This window comes from Marivirga tractuosa DSM 4126 (assembly GCF_000183425.1).
GTDB classification, from domain to species: domain Bacteria; phylum Bacteroidota; class Bacteroidia; order Cytophagales; family Cyclobacteriaceae; genus Marivirga; species Marivirga tractuosa.
In genome coordinates, this window is the sequence record NC_014759.1 from 4457387 (window position 1) to 4478091 (window position 20705).

General features: G+C 36.8%; 15 protein-coding genes. 13 read left to right on the plus strand and 2 right to left on the minus strand.

All coding sequences use genetic code 11. The features are described 5' to 3' along the window. The first annotated feature begins 84 nt into the window (after positions 1-84). The 4 genes from FTRAC_RS18775 (at position 85) to FTRAC_RS18790 (ending at position 5131) form a co-directional block, all read left to right on the plus strand. Positions 85-1650, plus strand: coding sequence for a glycerol-3-phosphate dehydrogenase/oxidase (locus FTRAC_RS18775; protein ID WP_013455871.1), 1566 nt, complete (start codon positions 85-87; stop codon positions 1648-1650). 405 nt (positions 1651-2055) lie between these two features. Beyond that, positions 2056-3555 carry a glycerol kinase GlpK gene (gene glpK / locus FTRAC_RS18780; protein WP_013455872.1) on the plus strand — a complete coding sequence of 500 codons (1500 nt, stop codon included), beginning with the start codon at positions 2056-2058 and terminating at the stop codon, positions 3553-3555. 6 nt (positions 3556-3561) lie between these two features. Beyond that, complete coding sequence (locus FTRAC_RS18785) at positions 3562-4293, plus strand: MIP/aquaporin family protein (RefSeq protein WP_013455873.1); 732 nt, start codon at positions 3562-3564, stop codon at positions 4291-4293. 10 nt (positions 4294-4303) lie between these two features. Beyond that, on the plus strand, positions 4304-5131 hold the full coding sequence (locus tag FTRAC_RS18790; RefSeq protein ID WP_013455874.1) for an alpha/beta hydrolase: 828 nt from the start codon (positions 4304-4306) through the stop codon (positions 5129-5131). 52 nt (positions 5132-5183) lie between these two features. Here FTRAC_RS18790 and FTRAC_RS18795 read toward each other — a convergent pair whose 3' ends face one another. Both FTRAC_RS18795 and FTRAC_RS18800 read right to left on the minus strand, forming a co-directional pair. Then, positions 5184-5720: a ferritin gene (locus tag FTRAC_RS18795; RefSeq protein WP_013455875.1), complete on the minus strand. Its 537-nt coding sequence runs from the start codon at positions 5718-5720 to the stop codon at positions 5184-5186. Between the two features lie 195 nt (positions 5721-5915). Further along, positions 5916-8189, minus strand: coding sequence for an aconitate hydratase (locus FTRAC_RS18800; protein ID WP_013455876.1), 2274 nt, complete (start codon positions 8187-8189; stop codon positions 5916-5918). Between the two features lie 373 nt (positions 8190-8562). Between FTRAC_RS18800 and FTRAC_RS18805 the strand changes: the two genes are divergently transcribed. From FTRAC_RS18805 to FTRAC_RS18845, 9 genes are all read left to right on the plus strand, one after another. Next, positions 8563-8928, plus strand: a complete 366-nt coding sequence (locus tag FTRAC_RS18805) for a hypothetical protein (protein WP_013455877.1) — start codon at positions 8563-8565, stop codon at positions 8926-8928. A 2-nt stretch (positions 8929-8930) separates the two neighbouring features. Continuing rightward, positions 8931-16196, plus strand: a complete 7266-nt coding sequence (locus tag FTRAC_RS18810) for a T9SS type B sorting domain-containing protein (protein WP_013455878.1) — start codon at positions 8931-8933, stop codon at positions 16194-16196. 133 nt (positions 16197-16329) lie between these two features. Beyond that, positions 16330-16743, plus strand: a complete 414-nt coding sequence (locus tag FTRAC_RS18815; RefSeq protein ID WP_013455879.1) for a hypothetical protein — start codon at positions 16330-16332, stop codon at positions 16741-16743. 3 nt (positions 16744-16746) lie between these two features. After that, positions 16747-16956: a helix-turn-helix transcriptional regulator gene (locus tag FTRAC_RS18820; RefSeq protein ID WP_013455880.1), complete on the plus strand. Its 210-nt coding sequence runs from the start codon at positions 16747-16749 to the stop codon at positions 16954-16956. A gap of 72 nt (positions 16957-17028) precedes the next feature. Then, a complete protein-coding gene (locus FTRAC_RS18825; RefSeq protein ID WP_013455881.1) occupies positions 17029-17586 on the plus strand; it encodes a hypothetical protein in 558 nt (185 codons plus the stop codon). Positions 17587-17664: 78 nt separating this feature from the next. Further along, positions 17665-18282: a hypothetical protein gene (locus tag FTRAC_RS18830; RefSeq protein WP_013455882.1), complete on the plus strand. Its 618-nt coding sequence runs from the start codon at positions 17665-17667 to the stop codon at positions 18280-18282. Beyond that, a complete protein-coding gene (locus tag FTRAC_RS18835; RefSeq protein ID WP_041650015.1) occupies positions 18279-18569 on the plus strand; it encodes a winged helix-turn-helix domain-containing protein in 291 nt (96 codons plus the stop codon). Before FTRAC_RS18830 ends, FTRAC_RS18835 begins: the two co-directional genes overlap by 4 nt. A gap of 52 nt (positions 18570-18621) precedes the next feature. Then, a complete protein-coding gene (gene creD / locus FTRAC_RS18840) occupies positions 18622-19983 on the plus strand; it encodes a cell envelope integrity protein CreD (RefSeq protein ID WP_013455884.1) in 1362 nt (453 codons plus the stop codon). Further along, positions 19976-20689 (plus strand): hypothetical protein, encoded by a 714-nt coding sequence (locus tag FTRAC_RS18845; protein ID WP_013455885.1) that lies wholly within the window; start codon positions 19976-19978, stop codon positions 20687-20689. Before creD ends, FTRAC_RS18845 begins: the two co-directional genes overlap by 8 nt. Positions 20690-20705 lie beyond the last annotated feature (16 nt).

The following is a 20705-nucleotide window of genomic DNA, read 5'->3' on the forward strand; positions in this document are numbered from 1 at the left end:
AAAAGAAAGGTAAAATAATCTAAATTGTTATTTATTCTTTTGATATCTTTCTTTTAGTGTTATATTTGAACCAAACGAAACAAAATGAATAGAAAAGAAAACATAAAGCAAATTTCAGATATAGATAAGGTCTGGGATATTGCGGTGATAGGAGGTGGTTCTTCTGGGCTTGGTGTTGCTTTAGATGCTGTTTCCAGAGGATTGAGTGTTGCTTTATTTGAAAAATCTGATTTTGCCAAAGGGACGAGCAGCAGAAGTACGAAGCTAGTGCATGGCGGAGTGCGATATTTAGCGCAAGGTGATGTTTTCTTGGTTTTGGAAGCTTTAAAGGAAAGAGGGAGATTATTGAAAAATGCTCCTCATTTAGCCCATAACCAATCTTTTGTGATCCCAATTTACACATTTTTTGACCGATTGAAATATACGGTTGGTTTAAAGATGTATGATTGGATGGCTGGGAAACTAAGCTTAGGTAAATCTACTTTCATCTCAAAAGAAAAAACGATTGAGCGTTTGCCGACCATCAAGCAAGAAGGCTTGAAAGGTGGGGTTGTTTATCACGATGGGCAATTTGATGATGCACGTTTAGCACTGAATATAGCACAAACCTGCGATGATAAGGGAGTGGCTGTTTTAAACTATTTTAAAGTAAATCAACTCCATAAAAATGGTGAAGGCAAAATAACTGGACTTTCTGTAAAGGATCAGTTCTCAAAAAATAATTATGATATAAGAGCAAAAATGGTAGTGAATGCTACTGGGGTTTTTGCTGATAAGATATTGCAATTAGATAATCCTGAAGCAAAGAAAATGATCCGACCAAGCCAGGGTATTCATTTGGTTTTAGATCGTTCGTTTTTATCTGGAGAAGATGCCTTAATGATACCAGAAACCAGCGATGGTCGAGTTTTATTTGCGGTACCTTGGCATGATAAGATTGTTGTGGGTACTACTGATACTATGCGTAAAAAGCCAAAATTGGAGCCAGCGGCTTTAGAGAAAGAAATTGACTTTGTTTTAGCAACTGCTCAAGAGTACTTGACCAAAAAACCTCAAAGAAGCGATGTGCTATCTGTTTATGCAGGTCTAAGACCATTGGCAGCCCCAACTGATGAAAGTGAAAAGACAAAAGAGATTTCTCGAAGCCATAAAGTAATCGTATCGGATAGTAACTTAATTACGCTGACTGGAGGAAAATGGACTACTTTTCGTAAAATGGGAGAGGATACAGTGGAATATTTCTCCAAAATAACGGGTGACAAACTAAAGGACAGTACCTCTGCAGCTATTAAAATTCATGGTTATTCTAATGAAAAGCCAATCGATTATATAGGCGTTTATGGTGCGGACAGAATAGCCATTAAAAAATTGCAGGATGAAAACTCAGAATGGAATAAGCCCTTGCATCCAAAATATCCTTATACTCAAGCAGAAGTGATTTTTGCCTGCAGAAATGAAATGGCCATGAAAGTGGAGGATGTTTTAGCCAGAAGAATAAGAATTCTGTTTTTGGATGCTAAGGCAAGTATGGAAATGACACCTAAAGTAGCAGAGTTAATGGCGAAAGAATTAGGAAAAGAAGAAGCTTGGATTGAAAAGCAATTGAAAGATTTTAATAAATTGGCAATGCGATATTTAATTGAATCCTAAAAAATCATTTAGCTAATAACTGGATAGACATTAATAATTTATTTTTACTGTGGTTGTAAATCTTTTTAAGAAAGGTGCTGAATTTGTCCATTGGGACACCCCCCTTCGCCCCCCTCAAGGGGGGAGTCGCACGGAATGACATTTATTTATTAGTATAAAGAAGTGATAAAAATTGTTATTAACTATTGAAGTAAATCTGTGAGAAATATCCCCTTGAGGGGATCATAGGGGTGTTACTTGAGCGGACTTTAGGGGTGTTGTTTGATTAGGATGAAAGCAATTAAAAATAAGAATGAAAGTATAAATTAATTATGTGTAAATAGTCAATATGCTTTATGGGATTATTTAAAGTGATGCTTTTTGAATTAAAAATGACTGTTTTTTACATTAAACTTCAATAAAACTATGGAAAAATCTCAATATATTTTATCCCTCGATCAGGGAACCACAAGCTCAAGAGCTATTTTATTCAATGAAAAAGCCGAGATAGTAGCGGTTGCTCAAAAGGAATTTGAACAGTTTTTCCCGCAATCGGGCTGGGTGGAACATGATGCCAACGAAATCTGGACTTCCCAAGCTTCAGTTGCTACTGAAGCCATCACAAAGGCAAATATTACGCCCACTCAAATTGCAGGAATCGGGATAACCAATCAAAGAGAAACCACTATAGTTTGGGATAGAAACACTGGAAAACCCATCCATAAAGCAATTGTTTGGCAAGACAGGAGAACGGCAAATTATTGCAATGAATTAAAAAAGAAAGGCTTATCTGAAAAGATCAATGATAAAACAGGGTTAATTATAGACGCCTATTTTTCAGCCACTAAAATTAAATGGATTTTAGATAATGTAGAAGGAGCTAGGGCTAAAGCCGAAAATGGAGATTTATGTTTTGGTACGGTGGATAGCTGGCTGGTTTATAAATTGACTTCTGGCAAACATCATTTTACCGATATCACCAATGCCAGTCGAACCATGATTTTCAATATCCATGAGAAAAAGTGGGATAAGGAATTGCTGGATTTATTTGAGATCCCTGAATCTATGTTGCCTGAAGTAAAGTCAAGCAGCGAAGTTTATTGCACCACAGCAGGCGATTTGTTTTCTCATAAAATTCCAATTGCAGGAATAGCTGGAGACCAACAAGCCGCACTTTTCGGACAGCTTTGCTCTGAAAAGGGAATGGCAAAAACAACTTATGGAACAGGTTGCTTTTTGGTAATGAATACTGGAGATGAACCCGTTAAATCCAAGAATAAATTATTGACTACTGTGGCTTGGCAAATAGGAGATAAGGTTCAATATGCTTTAGAAGGCAGTGTTTTTATAGGAGGGGCAGCCATTCAATGGCTACGAGATGGATTGGAGCTTTTCAGAAAAGCAAGTGAATCAGAAACGCTGGCGACTTCCTTGAAGGATAATGAAGGCGTTTATTTTGTGCCTGCATTGACGGGATTAGGTGCGCCTTACTGGAATCAAGATGCGAGAGGTACATTTTTTGGAATTACCAGAGGAACTACAAAAGCACATATGGCTAGAGCAGCCTTGGAAGCGATTGCCTATCAGGTAAATGATGTTTTGGCAGCCATGGAAAAAGATGCTGGACATAAAACCCAAGAAATGAGAGTAGATGGTGGAGCTTCTGAAAATAATTTCCTAATGCAATTCCAATCTGATTTGGTGGATTGTACCATTACACGTCCGAAAATAACCGAGACGACTGCAGTGGGTGCCGCATTCTTGGCAGGATTAGCAGTAGGTTATTGGAAAGATATGAATGCCTTGCAATCCCTTTGGGAAGCCGAACAATCCTATAATCCTGAAATGGATAAAGAAGAAGTTAAAAAATTATTGCATTTTTGGCACAAGGCTGTTGACCGCAGTCAAGATTGGTTAGAATCATAAAAACAGATGAACTATTTTGTAGCAGAATTTTTAGGTACATTTTTATTAATATTAATGGGCTCTGGGGTTGTCGCCAATGTAGTTTTACCCAAAACTAAGGGTACACAATCAGGATGGATCGTAATAACTACTGCTTGGGCTTTTGGAGTTTTTATAGCGGTAGTAGTCGCAGGTCCTCATAGTGGAGCTCACATAAATCCTGCAGTAAGTTTAGCCTTGGCCATAACAGGTGATTTCGCTTGGAATCTTTTGTGGATTTATATTCCAGCTCAGATTTTAGGAGCAGCATCTGGATCTTTTTGTGCATGGCTAATTTATCAAAGACATTTTGAAGCTACGGATGATAAAGGCTTGTTATTTGCACCTTTTGCCACTGCTCCAGCCATTCGAGATGTAAAGACTAATTTCATCTCTGAATTTATTGGAACATTTGTTTTAATTATAGTTATTCTTTTCTCAACTCCACCTCAATTAATGGACTCGAATAGTACTCCGATCGGTTTGGGTGATTTAGGAGCTTTACCTGTAGCAATTTTAGTTTGGGTAATAGGATTAGCTTTAGGAGGTACAACAGGCTACGCTATAAACCCAGCTCGGGATTTAGGGCCGCGAATAATGCATCAAATCTTACCTATTAAAGGAAAAGGAAGTAGTGATTGGGCTTATAGTTGGATTCCAATTATTGGTCCTTTAACAGGTGCAGCCTTTGCAGCATTTATTTACATAGTATTGAATTAATTTATATTCCATGATGGATAAGAAAATCTCACATTTCAAAACTTCAGATAACTTATCGTTAGAAGTCCAAAAATATATTCAATCTGATAATCCTGAAAAGATAATATTGATTGTTCATGGTCATGGAGAGCATGCCGGAAGATTTCAAAAGGTAGCGGAACATTTCAATGGAAAAGGAATTTCTGTTATTGCCTTAACGTTAAGAGGTCACGGTAATTCTGAGGGCAAAAGAGGACATGCTCCTGGAATGGAGCAGCTTTTGACTGATATAGAATATTTCATTCGTTTTATCAGGGTTGATTATTTAAATGCTGATTTATATCTCTATGGTCACAGCATGGGAGGAAACATTGTATTGAATTATTTAGCCAAAGATCAATCCAATGAAATCACAGCGGGAATAGCGACTTCCCCATGGATTAAATTGGCTTTTGCACCACCAAAATGGAAAGTGAACTTAGGGAATTGGGTGGCAGATATAATTCCAAGTTTAATACAATCTACGGGACTAAAAGCAGAGGATATTTCCAGTATAAAAGAGGAGGTTGAGAAATATGAAAATGACGCCCTAGTTCATAGTAAAATATCAGCAAAATTATTTAGCTCTATCATGAAAGGAGGGGAGTACCTTATTCATAATACACACAAATTTAAGCATCCTATATTTTTGGCTCATGGTCAGTTAGATAAGATCATTTCCCACGATGCCACAGCTGAATTTGCCAAAGATAGCAATTTATTCACCTTCAAAAGCTATCCCAAATCCAAACACGAAATCCATCATGATGTGGATTTTGAAAATTTGATGGGGGATGTTTTGGGGTGGATGGAAAAATAAAAACCCTCACAATTTTTAATTATGAGGGTTTATAAATATAATAAAGTTAGAATTACTCTTCTACTGTATCAATACCATGCAATTTTCCTAGCTCAATGTCGATATGCCATAATCCCATACCTTCTTCACCGATGATATCGAATATTTCCAAGGCTCTTCTTGAGATGGTTTCTTCCTCTCTTTGCTCGGTTACAAACCACTGCAAGAAATTGAAAGTAGTGAAATCTTTGGTACTGAAACAATGATCTACCAATTCGTGAATTGATTTGGTTACTTTGATTTCATGTTCTAAAATCAGTTCAAACACTTCTCTCAAACTGTTGAACTCATGTCTGATTTCACTAATAGCAGGTTGTCTAGCATGTCCGCCAGCTTCATTGATGTAGCTAAATAATTTGAGCATATGACCTCTTTCTTCATCTGAATGGTCGTATAAGAATTTAGCAGAGTTTACATAACCCTTGGTCTCGCACCAAGAAGCCATGGACAAATAGTAGGCAGATGATTTGCCTTCCATTTCAATCTGCTGATTTAGTTTCTTTTCAGTTTCTTTAGCTAATGATCTATTAGGTGTTATTAAGTCTTTCATGTTTGTATTTTATCTATTGTATGCATTATACATAATATTATGCAATAAAGTTGAGTCAAATCTTAATCTTAAATTAGATTTCATCTAAATATGGATTGAGTATAAATAATTAGTAATAAAAAAAGGAGCTTTCAATTTGAAAACTCCTTTTAATCTGACTCTTGAATCTAGACTCTTGATTCTAGTATCTAAATATTATCCTCTAGCCTTCGCTTCCTCCTTGATCTTATTCAATGCAGAACCTGCTTTAAACCACTCAATCTGCGCATCATTATAAGTATGTAAAGCTTTGATAACATCTTTACTACCATCCGCATGAACTGCTTCTATGGTAATTGGCTTTTCAGGAGCAAATTGGTTTAGATCAGTGAAGTTAAATGTATCATCTTCCTGAATTTTGTCGTAATCCGCTTCGTTTTCGAAAGTCAATGCTAGCATACCTTGCTTTTTTAAGTTGGTTTCGTGAATACGAGCAAAAGATTTTACCAATACAGCTTTAACACCTAAATGTCTTGGCTCCATGGCAGCATGCTCTCTTGAAGAACCCTCGCCATAATTATGGTCACCCACAACGATAGTCGGAATTCCTTTTGCTTTGTACTCTCTCTGAGTTGCAGGAACAGCACCATATTCACCAGTTATCTGGCTTTTTACTTTATTGGTTTCTTCATTGTAAGCATTTACAGCTCCAATTAAGCAGTTATCAGAAATATTATCCAAATGACCTCTGAATCTCAACCAAGGACCCGCCATAGAGATATGGTCAGTTGTACATTTTCCTAAAGCTTTAATTAATAATTTAGCACCAGTTATATTTTGACCATCCCAAGCATCGAATCCTTCTAATAATTGTAATCTTTTAGAATCAGGAGCAACTTTTACTTCAACAGTGCTACCGTCTTTAGCTGGTTCTTGATATCCATTATCTTCAACTGCAAAACCAGCATCAGGCAATTCAGCTCCAAAAGGAGGATCTAATTTTACCTGCTCACCTTTTTCATTGGTTAAAGTATCCGTTAGTGGATTGAATCCTAAATCACCGCTAATAGCAATTGCTGCTACCATTTCTGGTGAAGTTACAAATGCGTGAGTGTTTGGATTTCCATCTGCTCTTTTCGAGAAGTTTCTGTTAAAAGAGTGTACAATAGTGTTTTTCTCACCTTTATCTGCACCAGTTCTTGACCATTGCCCGATGCAAGGACCGCAAGCGTTGGTGAAGATCGTAGCATCCAAATCTTCAAATATTTTCAAAAGACCATCACGGTCAGCAGTAAATCTTACTTGCTCAGAACCAGGGTTGATTCCAAATTCTGATTTTGTTTTCAAGCCTTTTTCAACAGCTTGTTTTGCAATTGAGGAGGCTCTTGATAAATCTTCATAAGAAGAGTTGGTACAAGAACCAATCAATCCCCATTCTACTTTAGTTGGCCATCCGTTTTTCTCAGCTTCCGCTTTTAATTGAGAAATAGGAGTGGCTCTGTCTGGAGTGAAAGGACCATTAACATGTGGTTCTAAAGTTGATAAATCAATTTCAATTACTTGATCAAAATACTGCTCAGGATTAGCATAAACCTCATCATCACCGGTTAGATGCTCACGAACTTCATTGGCAGCATCTGCAACATCATTTCTATCAGTTGATCTTAAATAACGCTCCATAGCATCATCATAACCAAAAGTTGAGGTAGTAGCACCAATTTCAGCACCCATATTACAGATCGTTCCCTTTCCGGTTGCAGAAAGTGATTGTGCACCAGGGCCGAAATATTCTACTATTGAACCTGTTCCACCTTTTACAGTTAAGATTCCGGCAACTTTTAATATAACATCTTTAGCGGAAGTCCAACCGTTTAATTTTCCAGTTAACTTCACACCAATTAATTTAGGGAATTTCAACTCCCAAGGCATTCCAGCCATAACATCTACTGCATCAGCTCCACCAACACCGATAGCAACCATTCCTAAACCACCTGCATTAACAGTGTGAGAATCAGTTCCAATCATCATTCCACCAGGGAATGCATAATTTTCTAAAACTACTTGGTGAATAATACCAGCACCAGGCTTCCAGAAGCCAATTCCATATTTATTTGAAACGGATTCCAAGAAATTAAAAACCTCACCAGAAGCAGTTAAGGAACTTCTTAAATCTTCTTTAGCACCTTCTTTGGCCAAGATTAAGTGATCACAATGAACTGTGGAAGGAACAGCAGCCTGATCTCTTCCAGCTTGCATAAATTGCAAAAGCGCCATTTGAGCAGTTGCATCTTGCATAGCCACTCTGTCTGGAGCAAAATCTACGTAAGATTTACCTCTTTGAAATGCATTTTTTGCCTTGCCGTCCCATAAATGAGAATAAAGTATCTTTTCTGATAGGGTTAAAGGTTTGTTGACTACCTGTCTAGCTGCAGCGATTTTATCACTCATTTCAGCATAAACAGCTTTTATCATGTCTATATCAAAAGCCATATTGTTATTTTTAATTAAAATTCTCTGATTTTGTGCAAAGATACAAAATCAACACTTTTATCCTATGTGGAATTAAGGTTTATCCGTATTTGTAAAAATTCTAATTATCGATATAAGATACTGTTTGATAGAAAGTTAAGTTGTTGTACTTAAAGTTTTACTTGTTTTTTATTGTTTAGAAAACTGAATCACTTATATTTGGATTGCTATAAAATCCGAAGACGAATTTGTTTCCGTATGTATGTAAATTCAAAGAATTATTGCTTTCTTTCGATTAATTTATGAGATATGTACCAAAACACCTTAGATTTGTGGTTTAAAAAAGTTATTTAAGCTTATAATTGTATTTGATTAGTTGATTAATATATGTGAGATGAGATATTTTCTATTTATTTTATTTGGTTTGTTTTTATTGAGTTATCCCAGCTTGTCACAAAATTGTGTAGAGGAAATCACTAATGTGAAATTTTCATCTCATGAAAGTAATTATGATTTGTCATTTGACATTAATAATTCATTCGAGTATGAATTTAGTTTATATGATGAAAGTGAAAATAGATTTTTGATTGACAACTCAAATTTTAGACCAGCAAAGGGTTTAGAATCTTTGGCGATTGAATCTTCAGGGTCTACCATTTCGATCAAAGCAATCGATAATAAAAATAAAAGGGAAAATTTAGCAATAATTATATATCGGAAAGATAAGAGTTGTGAACCAGTAAAAGTTGACTTGCAATAATTATGAAATATATTTATACCATAATATTAGGATTTATTTTGAGTATTTCAATAGCAGATGCTCAATGTCCAAATGATTCAAATACCGAGGCAACTATCGTGGCCATAGATGCATTATGCTTTGGGGCTGAGGATGGAACTATTTCTTTTGAGTTGAAAGATGCTTCTGATGTTAGCTTGGACCCATCTGATTTTAATTTCGGTCTTTACGATGGCGGTGAGAATGACTGGGTATATGACGATATTGGCGTTTCTCCGGGTGGTGATATTAATCCAGCTATTACATTAAGTGTTTCAGGCACTGTTATTACCTTTTCAAATGTTCCAACAACTAAAGATGGTATTGGTTACACAATAGGGTCGAGGGATACTGGTATTTGCGGTAATACTCTTCGTTCTTATTCCAGTGGTTTTTCAGGTATAATTATCAGTGAACCAACGGAGTTAGTTGCATCAATTAATTCAATAACAGATGATTGTAGTAATTCTAACTCTGGTGCAATAGATATTGATGTAAGTGGAGGTACTCCAGATGGAGGCGGTAATTATATTTATGCTTGGAGTAATTCTGCCTCAACACAAGATATTTCAGGGCTTGATGATGGGACCTACTCTGTAACAGTTACTGATGATAATGGCTGTACTGCAGAAATAACTGGAATTGTTGTTGAAGCTGGACCCGATGCGGGGACAGCAGGTGCAGCCGATGCGTGCAACAACGATGGAGCCTTTAATCTGTACAATGTTCTTGGTGGTAGCCCAGAGGTGAGTGGAAGTTTTACGGCAGCAGTTGGCAATCCAGAGGCGGTAACGATCAGTCAACCGGGTGACGGGACTACGTCAACGGCCAACTTCAGCGGAGTAGCGGCAGGTGTTTACACCTTTACCTACACGGTAGGTTCTACGGGCTGTCCAGATGCGACAGCAGATGTAACGATAACGGTAAGCGAAGCTCCGGATGCAGGAACGAATGCGACAGTTGAGGCTTGCGAGGACAATAATAATTTTGATTTGTATGCAGCCCTTGGCGGCACTCCAGATGTGGATGGGACATGGACGGAAGATGTAGGTAATCCAGCGACTGGTATATTGACCCAAAGTGGTGATGGCACGACCGGAAGAGCGGATTTAACTACCGCTACAGGAGAATATAACTTCACCTACGAAGTGACAGCGCCAGGTTGTAGCCCATCCACGGCCGTACTGACCATAAATGTGAATGCTCTGCCCGATGCGGGGACAGCAGGTGCAGCCGATGCGTGCAACAACGATGGAGCCTTTAATCTGTACAATGTTCTTGGTGGTAGCCCAGAGGTGAGTGGAAGTTTTACGGCAGCAGTTGGCAATCCAGAGGCGGTAACGATCAGTCAACCGGGTGACGGGACTACGTCAACGGCCAACTTCAGCGGAGTAGCGGCAGGTGTTTACACCTTTACCTACACGGTAGGTTCTACGGGCTGTCCAGATGCGACAGCAGATGTAACGATAACGGTAAGTAGCTTAACGGTTTCTGAATCGATTACTAATACTACAGGATGTGGTGTTCCTGATGGGGAAATAGCTTTAAATGTGACAAGTTCTTTTGCAGGTGATAGCTTTACATTCACTTGGACAAGTCCCGATGGATTTAGTGCCACAACAGAAGATATAACTGGTTTAGAAGGCGGAGATTATACTGTTGTAGTAACTTCTGATAATACAGGATGTACTTTTACTGATACTTATACCGTTGTTGACCCAGTACCTTTTACAATTGCAACTACATCAGTGGATCAATCTCAGTGTAATGTAGGCAATGGCGAAATTAGTGTCAGTGTCTCCGGTGGGGCTGGCCCATTCAATTATTATGTAGTAGATACAAATACTACTTCAGAAGTAGATAGGTCGGATGCTGATGCTTCAACGAACTATAGCTTCACTAGTTTAGCCCCAGGCGATTATGAAGTATTTGTAGAAGAAGGAGCATGTACTCAGTCAGAGACATTTACTATTGATGCAGTAACAGAAATTGTAGCAACTGTTGACAGTGAAACTCCAGCAGATTGCGGTGGTGGTGCAAACGGAACTATTACTTTAGCCATTACTGATGCTGGAAATGATTTTGATATTTTAGTGGATGGGGTTTCTGAAGGTGTTCAAACAGCAGGAACAAATACTTACACTATCACAGGTTTAACACTAGGTTCTTACGATATAATTGTAAGAGATCAAGTGACAAACTGTGAAGTAAATATTACGGAAGATGTTAATGAAAATGCAACATTCACTATTGATACCGAAACAGTAAATGATATTACAACTTGTGGTGGAAGTGATGGTTCAATAGAATTGACTGTATCCGGTGGAACTCCTACTTTCACATGGACGGGTCCTACAGGCTTTGCAGATCCAGGTAATACTAATTCAATTACTGGATTGGATATTTCAGGAACTTATACAGTAACATTAGAAGAAGCTGGTTGTACCGTTGTTAGAAATTATAATATCACTGCTCCAACTCCTCCAACATCTGTTGCAGGTGCTGATTCGACTATATGCTTACCAACGCTGGAGCTTTATGCTGATGCTTTAGCTGCAGATCAAGCAGGTGAATGGCAAATAGTTAGTCAACCAGCAGGTGCAGCTGCAAATATTATTGATCCTACTAGCCCTACAACTACTCTTGAAGATTTATTTGAGTTAGGAACGTATGAATTAGCCTGGATTTTAGAAAATACGATTACGAATTGCTCTGACAGCGATACGATTGTAATTACAAGAAAAGATATTACGGTTGCGGATGCAGGCACTGATCAACAAGTATGTGGCACAACGGCCACTTTAGCAGCTAATGCAGCCGATACAGATGAAACTGGTACATGGACTTTAATTAGCGGGTCAGGTGATTTTGCTCCGGGAGAGGAAAATAACCCTGCTGCAGAGGTTACAAATTTAACAATAGGAGATAATGTCTTCGAATGGACTATTTCGGATGATAATGGAATTTGTGATCCGACTTCAAATCAGGTAACTATTACAGCTGAACCTTTACCAACTGCTTTTGCCGGAAATGACGAGTCATTCTGTGATATTACTGAAATAGATTTAAGCACATTGGATGGAGGAAATACGCCACCAGTAGCTGAGAATGGAACCATAGAGTGGACCACCACTTCAACAGATGGTACATTCAATGACAATACATTAGAAACACCTGTTTATACATTTGGAACAGATGATATAACAGCTGGTGCAGTTACTTTAACAATGACGGTAACTGGTACGGGGGCTTGCTCTGCTGAAGTTGTTTCTGATGAAGTAGTGATAAGTATCAATAATAAACCAACTATTGAACCAATTGCTGATGCTGCTATTTGTTATGTGGATGGAAGTAGCACATTTGATGTGGCGGCAACAGTATCCAATGAAGCAAGTGTATTATGGTCTAGTAATGGTACTGGTACTTTTGATGATGACATTTCTCCTTCTACTTTCTATATTCCAAGTGAAGCTGATTCGACTGCAGGTACAGTTGATTTAACTATAACAGCAACAGGACAAGGAGCTTGTGCTGACAGTGTGCTTACATTTACTTTGGACATCAATAGTATTCGTATTGATGATGCAGTTATTACACAAACCTCTGGTTGTGGTGCTTCAGATGGTGCAATAGATATTACAGTGGCTAGTTCTGAAGTAGGGGATACATTCGATTTTCTATGGACAGATAGTGATGGAAATGTAGTTTCAAATACAGATGAAGACTTAACTGGTCTTGAAGCGGGTATTTATAATGTTCAAATCACTTCTGTAACTGGCTGTACTACTACAGCAACCTATGAAGTAACTGATCCCGTACCGTTTACTGTCACCTTAGGAACACCAGTAGATCAAAGTACGTGTGGTACTGCTAATGGAGAAATTAGTGCTACGGTATCTGATAATACTGATAACCTTTCATATTATATATTAGATTCAAACGGTGATGAGGTAGCTGATAGTAGGGTAGATGATACTTCTGATGTAAGTTATAGCTTCACAGAGTTAGCCCCTGGTGACTATACCTTGGTAGTTGAGGAAAATGCTTGTGTTGCAAACGAAACATTTACAATTAATCCTGCACCATCAATAGTAGCTTCTGTTGATCCTGCAAATGTAACACCTGCATCTTGTGGTGGTGGAAATGATGGTAGTATAACAATTGATGTTACTGATGTTGGCAATGCATATACTGCTACATTAACCGATGAAGATGGTAATGAGACACCGCAAAATTTAGCAGCTGGAACTACTACAGTATTATTTGATGCACTTTCTCAAGGAAGTTATTCTATAACTATTTCTGATGATGTAACTAATTGTGAAGTAGTAATCAATCAAGTTGTAACTGAAGATGCTGCATTCAGTATAGATAGTGAAAATGTTACTGATATAGTGAATTGCGGAGCAGCAGAAGGTGCTATTGATTTGGAAATTGTAGATTTAGTAGGTCCAACTACATACAGCTGGACTGGTCCTGAAGGAAGTGGATTTACAGCGACTACCCTAGATATAAATAATCTGTCAGTTGCCGGAGATTATCAATTAACGATTGAGGATAATGGATGTGTTGTTGAGAGAACCTACACAATCTCCCAACCAGCAGAATGTGATTACGACTGCGAAGATTTCAGAGTTTCTCCTATCACTGAAGCTGCTACTTGCTTAGGTGTGGATGATGGCAAACTGTTCTTCTTGTTAAGAGATGTAAATGCTAGTTCGCCTGAATTGAATTTTGACATCAAGCAAGCTGGAGCTGATGATGCTACATACAACAGATTCATTGTCGATAATATAGGGCGAGGACTGATCATTGAAATTGACAGCTCATTTGCTACAGGTACTTATACTGTTGTGGCCTCTGATCCGAATTTGGATTGTGTGTCCGATACATTCAATATTAATATCGGAACCAAAACCACTTTATCGGCTACAATTGATATTGAGCAACCAACTTGTACTATAGCTACAGGTTCTATTTCGGCAAATATTGCGGGAACTAATGATGACTTTGAATACATACTGTATTTTGAGGGAGATTCATTAACTACCAATATGACTGGTGTTTTTGCTGATTTGGAGGAAGGTGATTATGAATTAGAATTCAATAACCAAAACACCAGTGCTTGCGGTTTAGAAAATCGAACTTTCACCATCGAGAATACTGCAGTGGTAGATCAAAGTGCTGTTGATATCAATATCACTAATCCTGAGTGTGGTGAAGTCTTCGGATCTGTTTCGGCTAGTTTGAATAATTTACCTAGCAATTATGAATTCATTTTGGTAGATGGTAACGGGGATGAAGTGGCTCGGAATGCAACGGGTATATTTAATGAAGTACCAGAAGGAACTTATGTTATGCAGTTTGAAAATGTGGTGGATCCAGGTGCTTGTCCAATTGCAGATAGAGGTGGTTTATTAATCGAAAATAATGGTTCCTTTACAGCTGTGGCAAGTGAAGTCGAAGACATTGTTTGTCATGGTGATTCCGATGGTTCAGCAGTTATTACTTTGCAAGGAATTTCAACCGGATACTATTCAGTTGATAATGGAGTGATATGGAATGAATTTACTTCTGGAAATAGAATAACAGGTCTGCCAGAAGTGAATAATATATTGGTTAGTGATCAAGCAGGTACATCTGATTGTGAATTATCAGTTGCTGTTGGAATTGAGTATTTAAGCGATCCAATAGAATTAGCTGGTGGCTCTCCGATTATTATTACCGAAGCTAGTTGTGATGAATCTGAAACGGATGGGGTCATTGAAATACCTGAAGTATCGGGAGGTGTTGAACCTTATACATTTGAAATTGATGGTAATACTGTAGAACTTGATGGTAACAGACAAATATCAGGTTTGAATAAATTAACACAAACTTTAAGCATCATTGATAATACAGGGTGTAGTGTTGATTTTCCAATAAATAACATGTTAGCGCCAAATCAAATTAGCGCTAATGTTACGGAAATAAATGAGCAACAGGAGAATAGATGTATAGAACAACCTAAGGGTATTAGAGTAACTTTAAGTTCATTTACAGTGAATAATATCCCTGGTCCATTTACCCTTATCCTCAACAGAGCAGATGACGAGCAAGTGGTGGAACTGCCATTGAATTTGGATAGCAATAATGGTGAACCTGTCTTTTTTGTTGGTCCTGATTATGATTTAAATTTCACATTCGAAAAAGGAGAACAGTATAATTGGACCATTAGGACAAATAATAGTGAGCAGTCTTGTTCTACGGACGGAACCATTAGAATTGATGATGGGGCAATTATCCCAACTTTTGATCTCAATTTAGTTGATGTTGCTTGCTTTAATTCGAATGGATTTATTGAGTTAACCAATATCGTAGCGAATAATGATTTCCCTTTGTTCATTCAAATTTCTAAAAATGGTGAAATTAGAGAAACTATAACATACAATGACTTTGAATTAAATGATTCATTTACTGTTAGTACTAATGCTTTACTAAATCCAGATAATGCAAATGAACCTGATGGTGGTACATATGATGTAGTGATCTATCAATCACCCGAAATATGTAACGGTGCTATAATTCAATCTGAAAAGCAAAGTGGAATTATAGAAGAACCGACAAGTGAATTAACCGCAGAATTGATTCCAGAGCCTAATTTACCTCCAGGAGTAGAGCAAACTCGAAATGATATGAATCCTATTCCTGCAACTAGAGAAACTACCGCAGATGGATCTATTTCTATTCGCTTAGCAACTACTTCGGGATCACCTAATGGAATATATTTTGCTGATCTTAATTTGATTGAACCAATAGGAAATAATAGCCGAAGTGACTATACGGGTATTACAGTAGATTCAGTTTTATTTGGTTCTGATGAAATTATAACCTTTGAAGGTCTCCTTCCTGGAATCTATGAAATTGTTTTCTATGATGAATTCGGTTGTGATCAAAACAATAAAATAATTGGTAAAGAAGGTGATTTTCAGATTACTGTTGATTTTGACAGAAGACCATTTATTCCAAATATTTTCACTCCAAATAATGACGGAAATAATGATGAGTTTAGAATTCTAAATTTACCAGATAACGGTGCGAAACTAGTGGTTACTAATCGAAATGGAACCATTATCTATAGTGATAGTAATTACAGAGAATCTAACCTTTGGGATGGAGGAGACAATCCTGATGGCATATATTTCTACCAACTGACCGTAAATGGGACAGTTCAAACTGGTTGGGTCGAAATTATGAGAGGTCGAAGGTAAAAAAGTAACTGCTTTATTATTATTAATTAATACCAACTCAATCAGAGTTGGTATTTTTTTTGATCGAATTAATCTAAACTTGTCAAAATGTAAATTATAGTTTACATTTGAGGTATAATAATTCATTTTGTTTATGATTGCACGTTTTCAATTTTTACCATATTATTTTAAGTATATCGGCTTAACCTTTTTTATTGGTTATTTTATTATGGAATTTTATGCTGGATTTACTGATGGATATTCAGGAAAGCCACCAGGTAGCACAGATATTGATTTTCTTCCCAACTTTATCAGCCAAGAAGTCCTTGAGATTATAGCTTATTGTGGGCTTTTGATGTACGCCTTTGCGAGGGATAAAATTTTTGATGAATTTATTTATAAGATTCGGTTGGAAAGTGTTTATTTGGTGTTTTTCGGTTCACTTATTTTTATTTTAGGTAGAAAAGTTATTCAAGGTGATTGGGAAATGAGTGCTTCCTATCTTTTTGAGGCTCAGATTTTGCTCTATTTGTTGATCAATAAGATTAGAAAATCAGTCAATATCTGATAAATGAAAAATTTAATAAAGGTGGAAAGGGCCCGCCACAGTCTGTCTCAAACCGATTTAGCAGAAAAATGTGGAGTCACACGTCAAACTATTTACGCTATAGAAAAAGGTAAATTTACCCCCTCAGTAATTCTAGCATTTAAAATCTCTAGAATATTAAGTATTAGTATTGAGGATCTTTTTATTATGGAAGACAAAGATTTTAGAATCTAAAATCTCTCTAACATATCAAATAGCCGTAGGTTATATTTTATACTATTTCATCGGGGACTGCGTTTCCTACCCATGAAATGGACACTCTCTTTTATGTTGATGTTGATATGCATTCAGTTATCGGCTCAAAAATATGGTACAGCCGTTGGTTTGCGAATTGGCGAAGATAGATATGGAGTAAGTGTTAAGCAGAGGATTTCACCTCGCTTTAGTGCAGAAGCTATTTCGGATTTAGAACCTGATGCATTTCATTTTGCAGTTTTGCCGAAATATCATTTACCCATTACAGGAGAAGGTTTCAATTTGTTTTTTGGTGCAGGTATGCACGTTGGTGCTCTAAAAGAATACGGATCTACTTATGGCTATGACCTCATTGGTGGGATTGAATGGAAAATTCCAGCACTACCACTTGTAATCTCTGCAGATATAAAACCCGCCTACCATATCAATCATGAAGACTGGTTTGAATTTCCAGCTAGCGTTTCCGTTCATTATGCCATTACGCGTGAATCAAAGGCAAAAAGGAAAAAAGATAGAATAAAAAGAAAGAAGAGAAAGGAAAGAAGGGAGAGGAGAGAAGAGCGTAGAGAAAAACGACAAGAATGGTGGGATGAATTTAGAAATAATTAGGCTGGTCAATAAAATTTAATTCATTTTTCTTGCAAATATTATTTATTTCATTGTACTTTGAATTACAAAGTAAAAAGAATGAATCAAGAAAAATATCTTCAAGACATACGAGAAATTAGAGAAATGATGGACCGCTCGGGTCGTTTCATTTCATTAAGTGGTATCTCAGGAGTAGTAGCTGGTATCATTGCCTTAGTATCTGCTTTTATTGCTTATCACTATATTTACTTAGATACCGACTACACTAGCTTTAAAGTTGTTTATTTATCAGCGGAAACTATAAGAGATATATTTCTTTTGGCTTTAGCTACACTAATACTGTCCATAGGTTCCGTCATCATTTTAACACACCGAACAAGTAAGAAGAAAGCACAGAAACTTTGGAATAAGCATGCCAAGTTATTATTGATGAATTTGGCCATTCCGTTAGTATCTGGCGGATTGGTATGTCTTATATTGATTTTAAATGGGTATATGGGCGTAATTGCTCCTTTAACTTTGATTTTTTATGGCTTAGCTTTGGTAAATGCCAGTAAATATACGCTGCATGATATTCAAAGTCTTGGAATAGCTCAGATCGTCTTAGGATTAATAGGCTTATATTTTATCGGCTATGGCTTATTGCTATGGGCTGCGGGATTTGGGATTTTGCATATTATTTACGGAATTAGAATGCATTTGAAGTACGGATCGTGAAGAATATACTGAACAATCTTGATAAAGCATTTGAAAACAAAGTGCGCTTGGGAATAATGTCTGTCTTGATGGTAAATGACAAGATTGATTTTATCTCTTTAAAGGAGTTATTAGGGGTTACGGATGGTAATTTGGCTAGCCACCTAAAAAATCTAGAAAAAAAGGAATATATCAGCTTTGAAAAGGACTTTGTAGATAGAAAACCAAACACAACTTATATGGCTACAGAATCGGGAAAACGAGCTTTTAAAGCTCATATTAATGCTATTGAAAGTCTATTAAAGTAAAAAAATTTACATTTTAACTTTGAAATACAAAGTACTCTTAAATATAATTATCATGGATAATGAAAACAATCTATTCGAAAAAGTAAGCACTTGGTTGAGGAATTCAGTCATGCTAAAACTGTTAACCATCACAATTTTAATGTTGCTTTTGCTGATACCTTCAGCAATGATTAATGATGTGATTTCAGAAAGACAAAACCTACAACAAGAGGCAATAACTGAAGTCAGCGGTAAGTGGGCAAATAGTCAGGAAATCAATGGGCCGATTTTAACCATACCGCTTTTATATGAGTATGAAAAGGAGGGGGAATTGATAGAAACCATAGTTTATCAATACATTTTGCCACAAAAATTGAATATTGATGGAAAACTGAAGCCCCAAGTATTAAATAGGGGGATATACGATGTAGTGGTATATGATTCTGATTTAATTGTGAATGGTACATTTAATATGGATTTTTCTTTCGATGAAAATCATTTAAAGGAAATTCAATATGATAAAGCTTTTCTCACTATTGGATTCTCTGATTTAAGAGGGATTGGAAATAATATCAATTTTAAATGGGGAGAAGAAAGCCTAAAAGTAGAATCAGGTAGTAAAATAACTGATTTGATTAGTTCTGGCATTACCATTTATCCTCAGAATATTGCTGCTAAGAAGGATCAACAGATAGATTTTAATTTTACAGTGGCTTTGCAAGGAAGTCAGGATTTAATGTTTGTTCCAGTAGGAGGGACTACTCACGTGAATTTGAAATCGGAATGGTCTTCCCCCAGTTTTAAGGGAAGTTTTTTACCAAAGAACAGGGATATAAATGAAGCTGGTTTTATTGCAGACTGGAATGTATTGGAATTGAATAGAAACTATCCGCAAAGCTGGTCGGGAAGGAGCATGAAGGATAAGATGGATGCTTCTGCTTTTGGCGTTAATTTATTGAATGAAGTTGATGATTATAAGAAAGCTCAGCGCTCAGCCAAATATTCTGTGATGACCATTGCACTTACCTTTTTGGTTTTCTTTCTAGTAGAAGTAATCAATAAGAAACGGATTCACCCTTTTCAATATATATTGGTTGGACTTGCTTTAAGCTTATTCTATATTTTGTTGGTTTCCATTTCAGAGCATTCAAATTTTAATTTGGCTTATGCCATTTCCACTTTTGGTATAGTAGGGATGATTTCTTTGTACGCTCTTTATATAATCAAAGCCCGCAAGTTGGTTATCATACTAATTTTAACTTTGATTGGCATTTATGGATTTGTTTATGTTACCCTTCAATTAGCTGATTATTCTCTATTGATTGGAAGCATTGGATTATCTGTAATTTTAGGATTGACCATGTATTTTACCAGAAAGATTGATTGGTATAATTTGCAAAGTGCGAAACAGGAAAAATTAGCTGACCATGAGTAATTTATCCAAATTTTACCAATACTATCTGAAAGCTAAGAGCAATAGATGGTATTGGCTGTTTTCAGTCTTCTGCAGAGTTTCTTTAGCATATGCCTTTATTGTAGCTGGAGGTGTTAAAATTGCGGGAGAACGTTTTGCAAGTGGGTTGTCTGTTTTGCATCCGATGGGAGCTTATCTGGAAGCGTTACATCACACGGGATATTATTATACTTTTATAGGATACGCTCAAATCATAGCAGCTGTTCTACTATTGATTCCAAGAACAGTGGTTTTAGGAGCTATGATCTATTTTCCCATCATCCTAAATATATGTATTCTTTCTATAGCAGTGAGATTTGAAGGTTCTTTTGTGACATCCCCCTTGATGGTGCTAGCAAATCTTTTTCTTTTGGTATGGCACTACGATAAAGTGAGATTTATTCTCCCCTTTAAAAATCATCCTGAAGTACCGATAGTGAAAAAGCCGAAGAAGTATAGTAATAGATTTCCATTTGTTTTCGTCTTAGGAGTTTTAGCAACAGTATTGCTGACCTTAACAGTTTTCCTTTATGGTTTTAAGGCAATGCCTCGGAATTCAATTTTAGATTGTCAATCACAATTTGTCAATACTGAATATGAAACGAAAGGGTTTACTTTTTGTGAGTGTATTCATATGGAAGGGAGAAGTTTGGATGAATGCTTAGAGGAATTTGAAAATGAAAGATGATGAGTGGATATCCAGC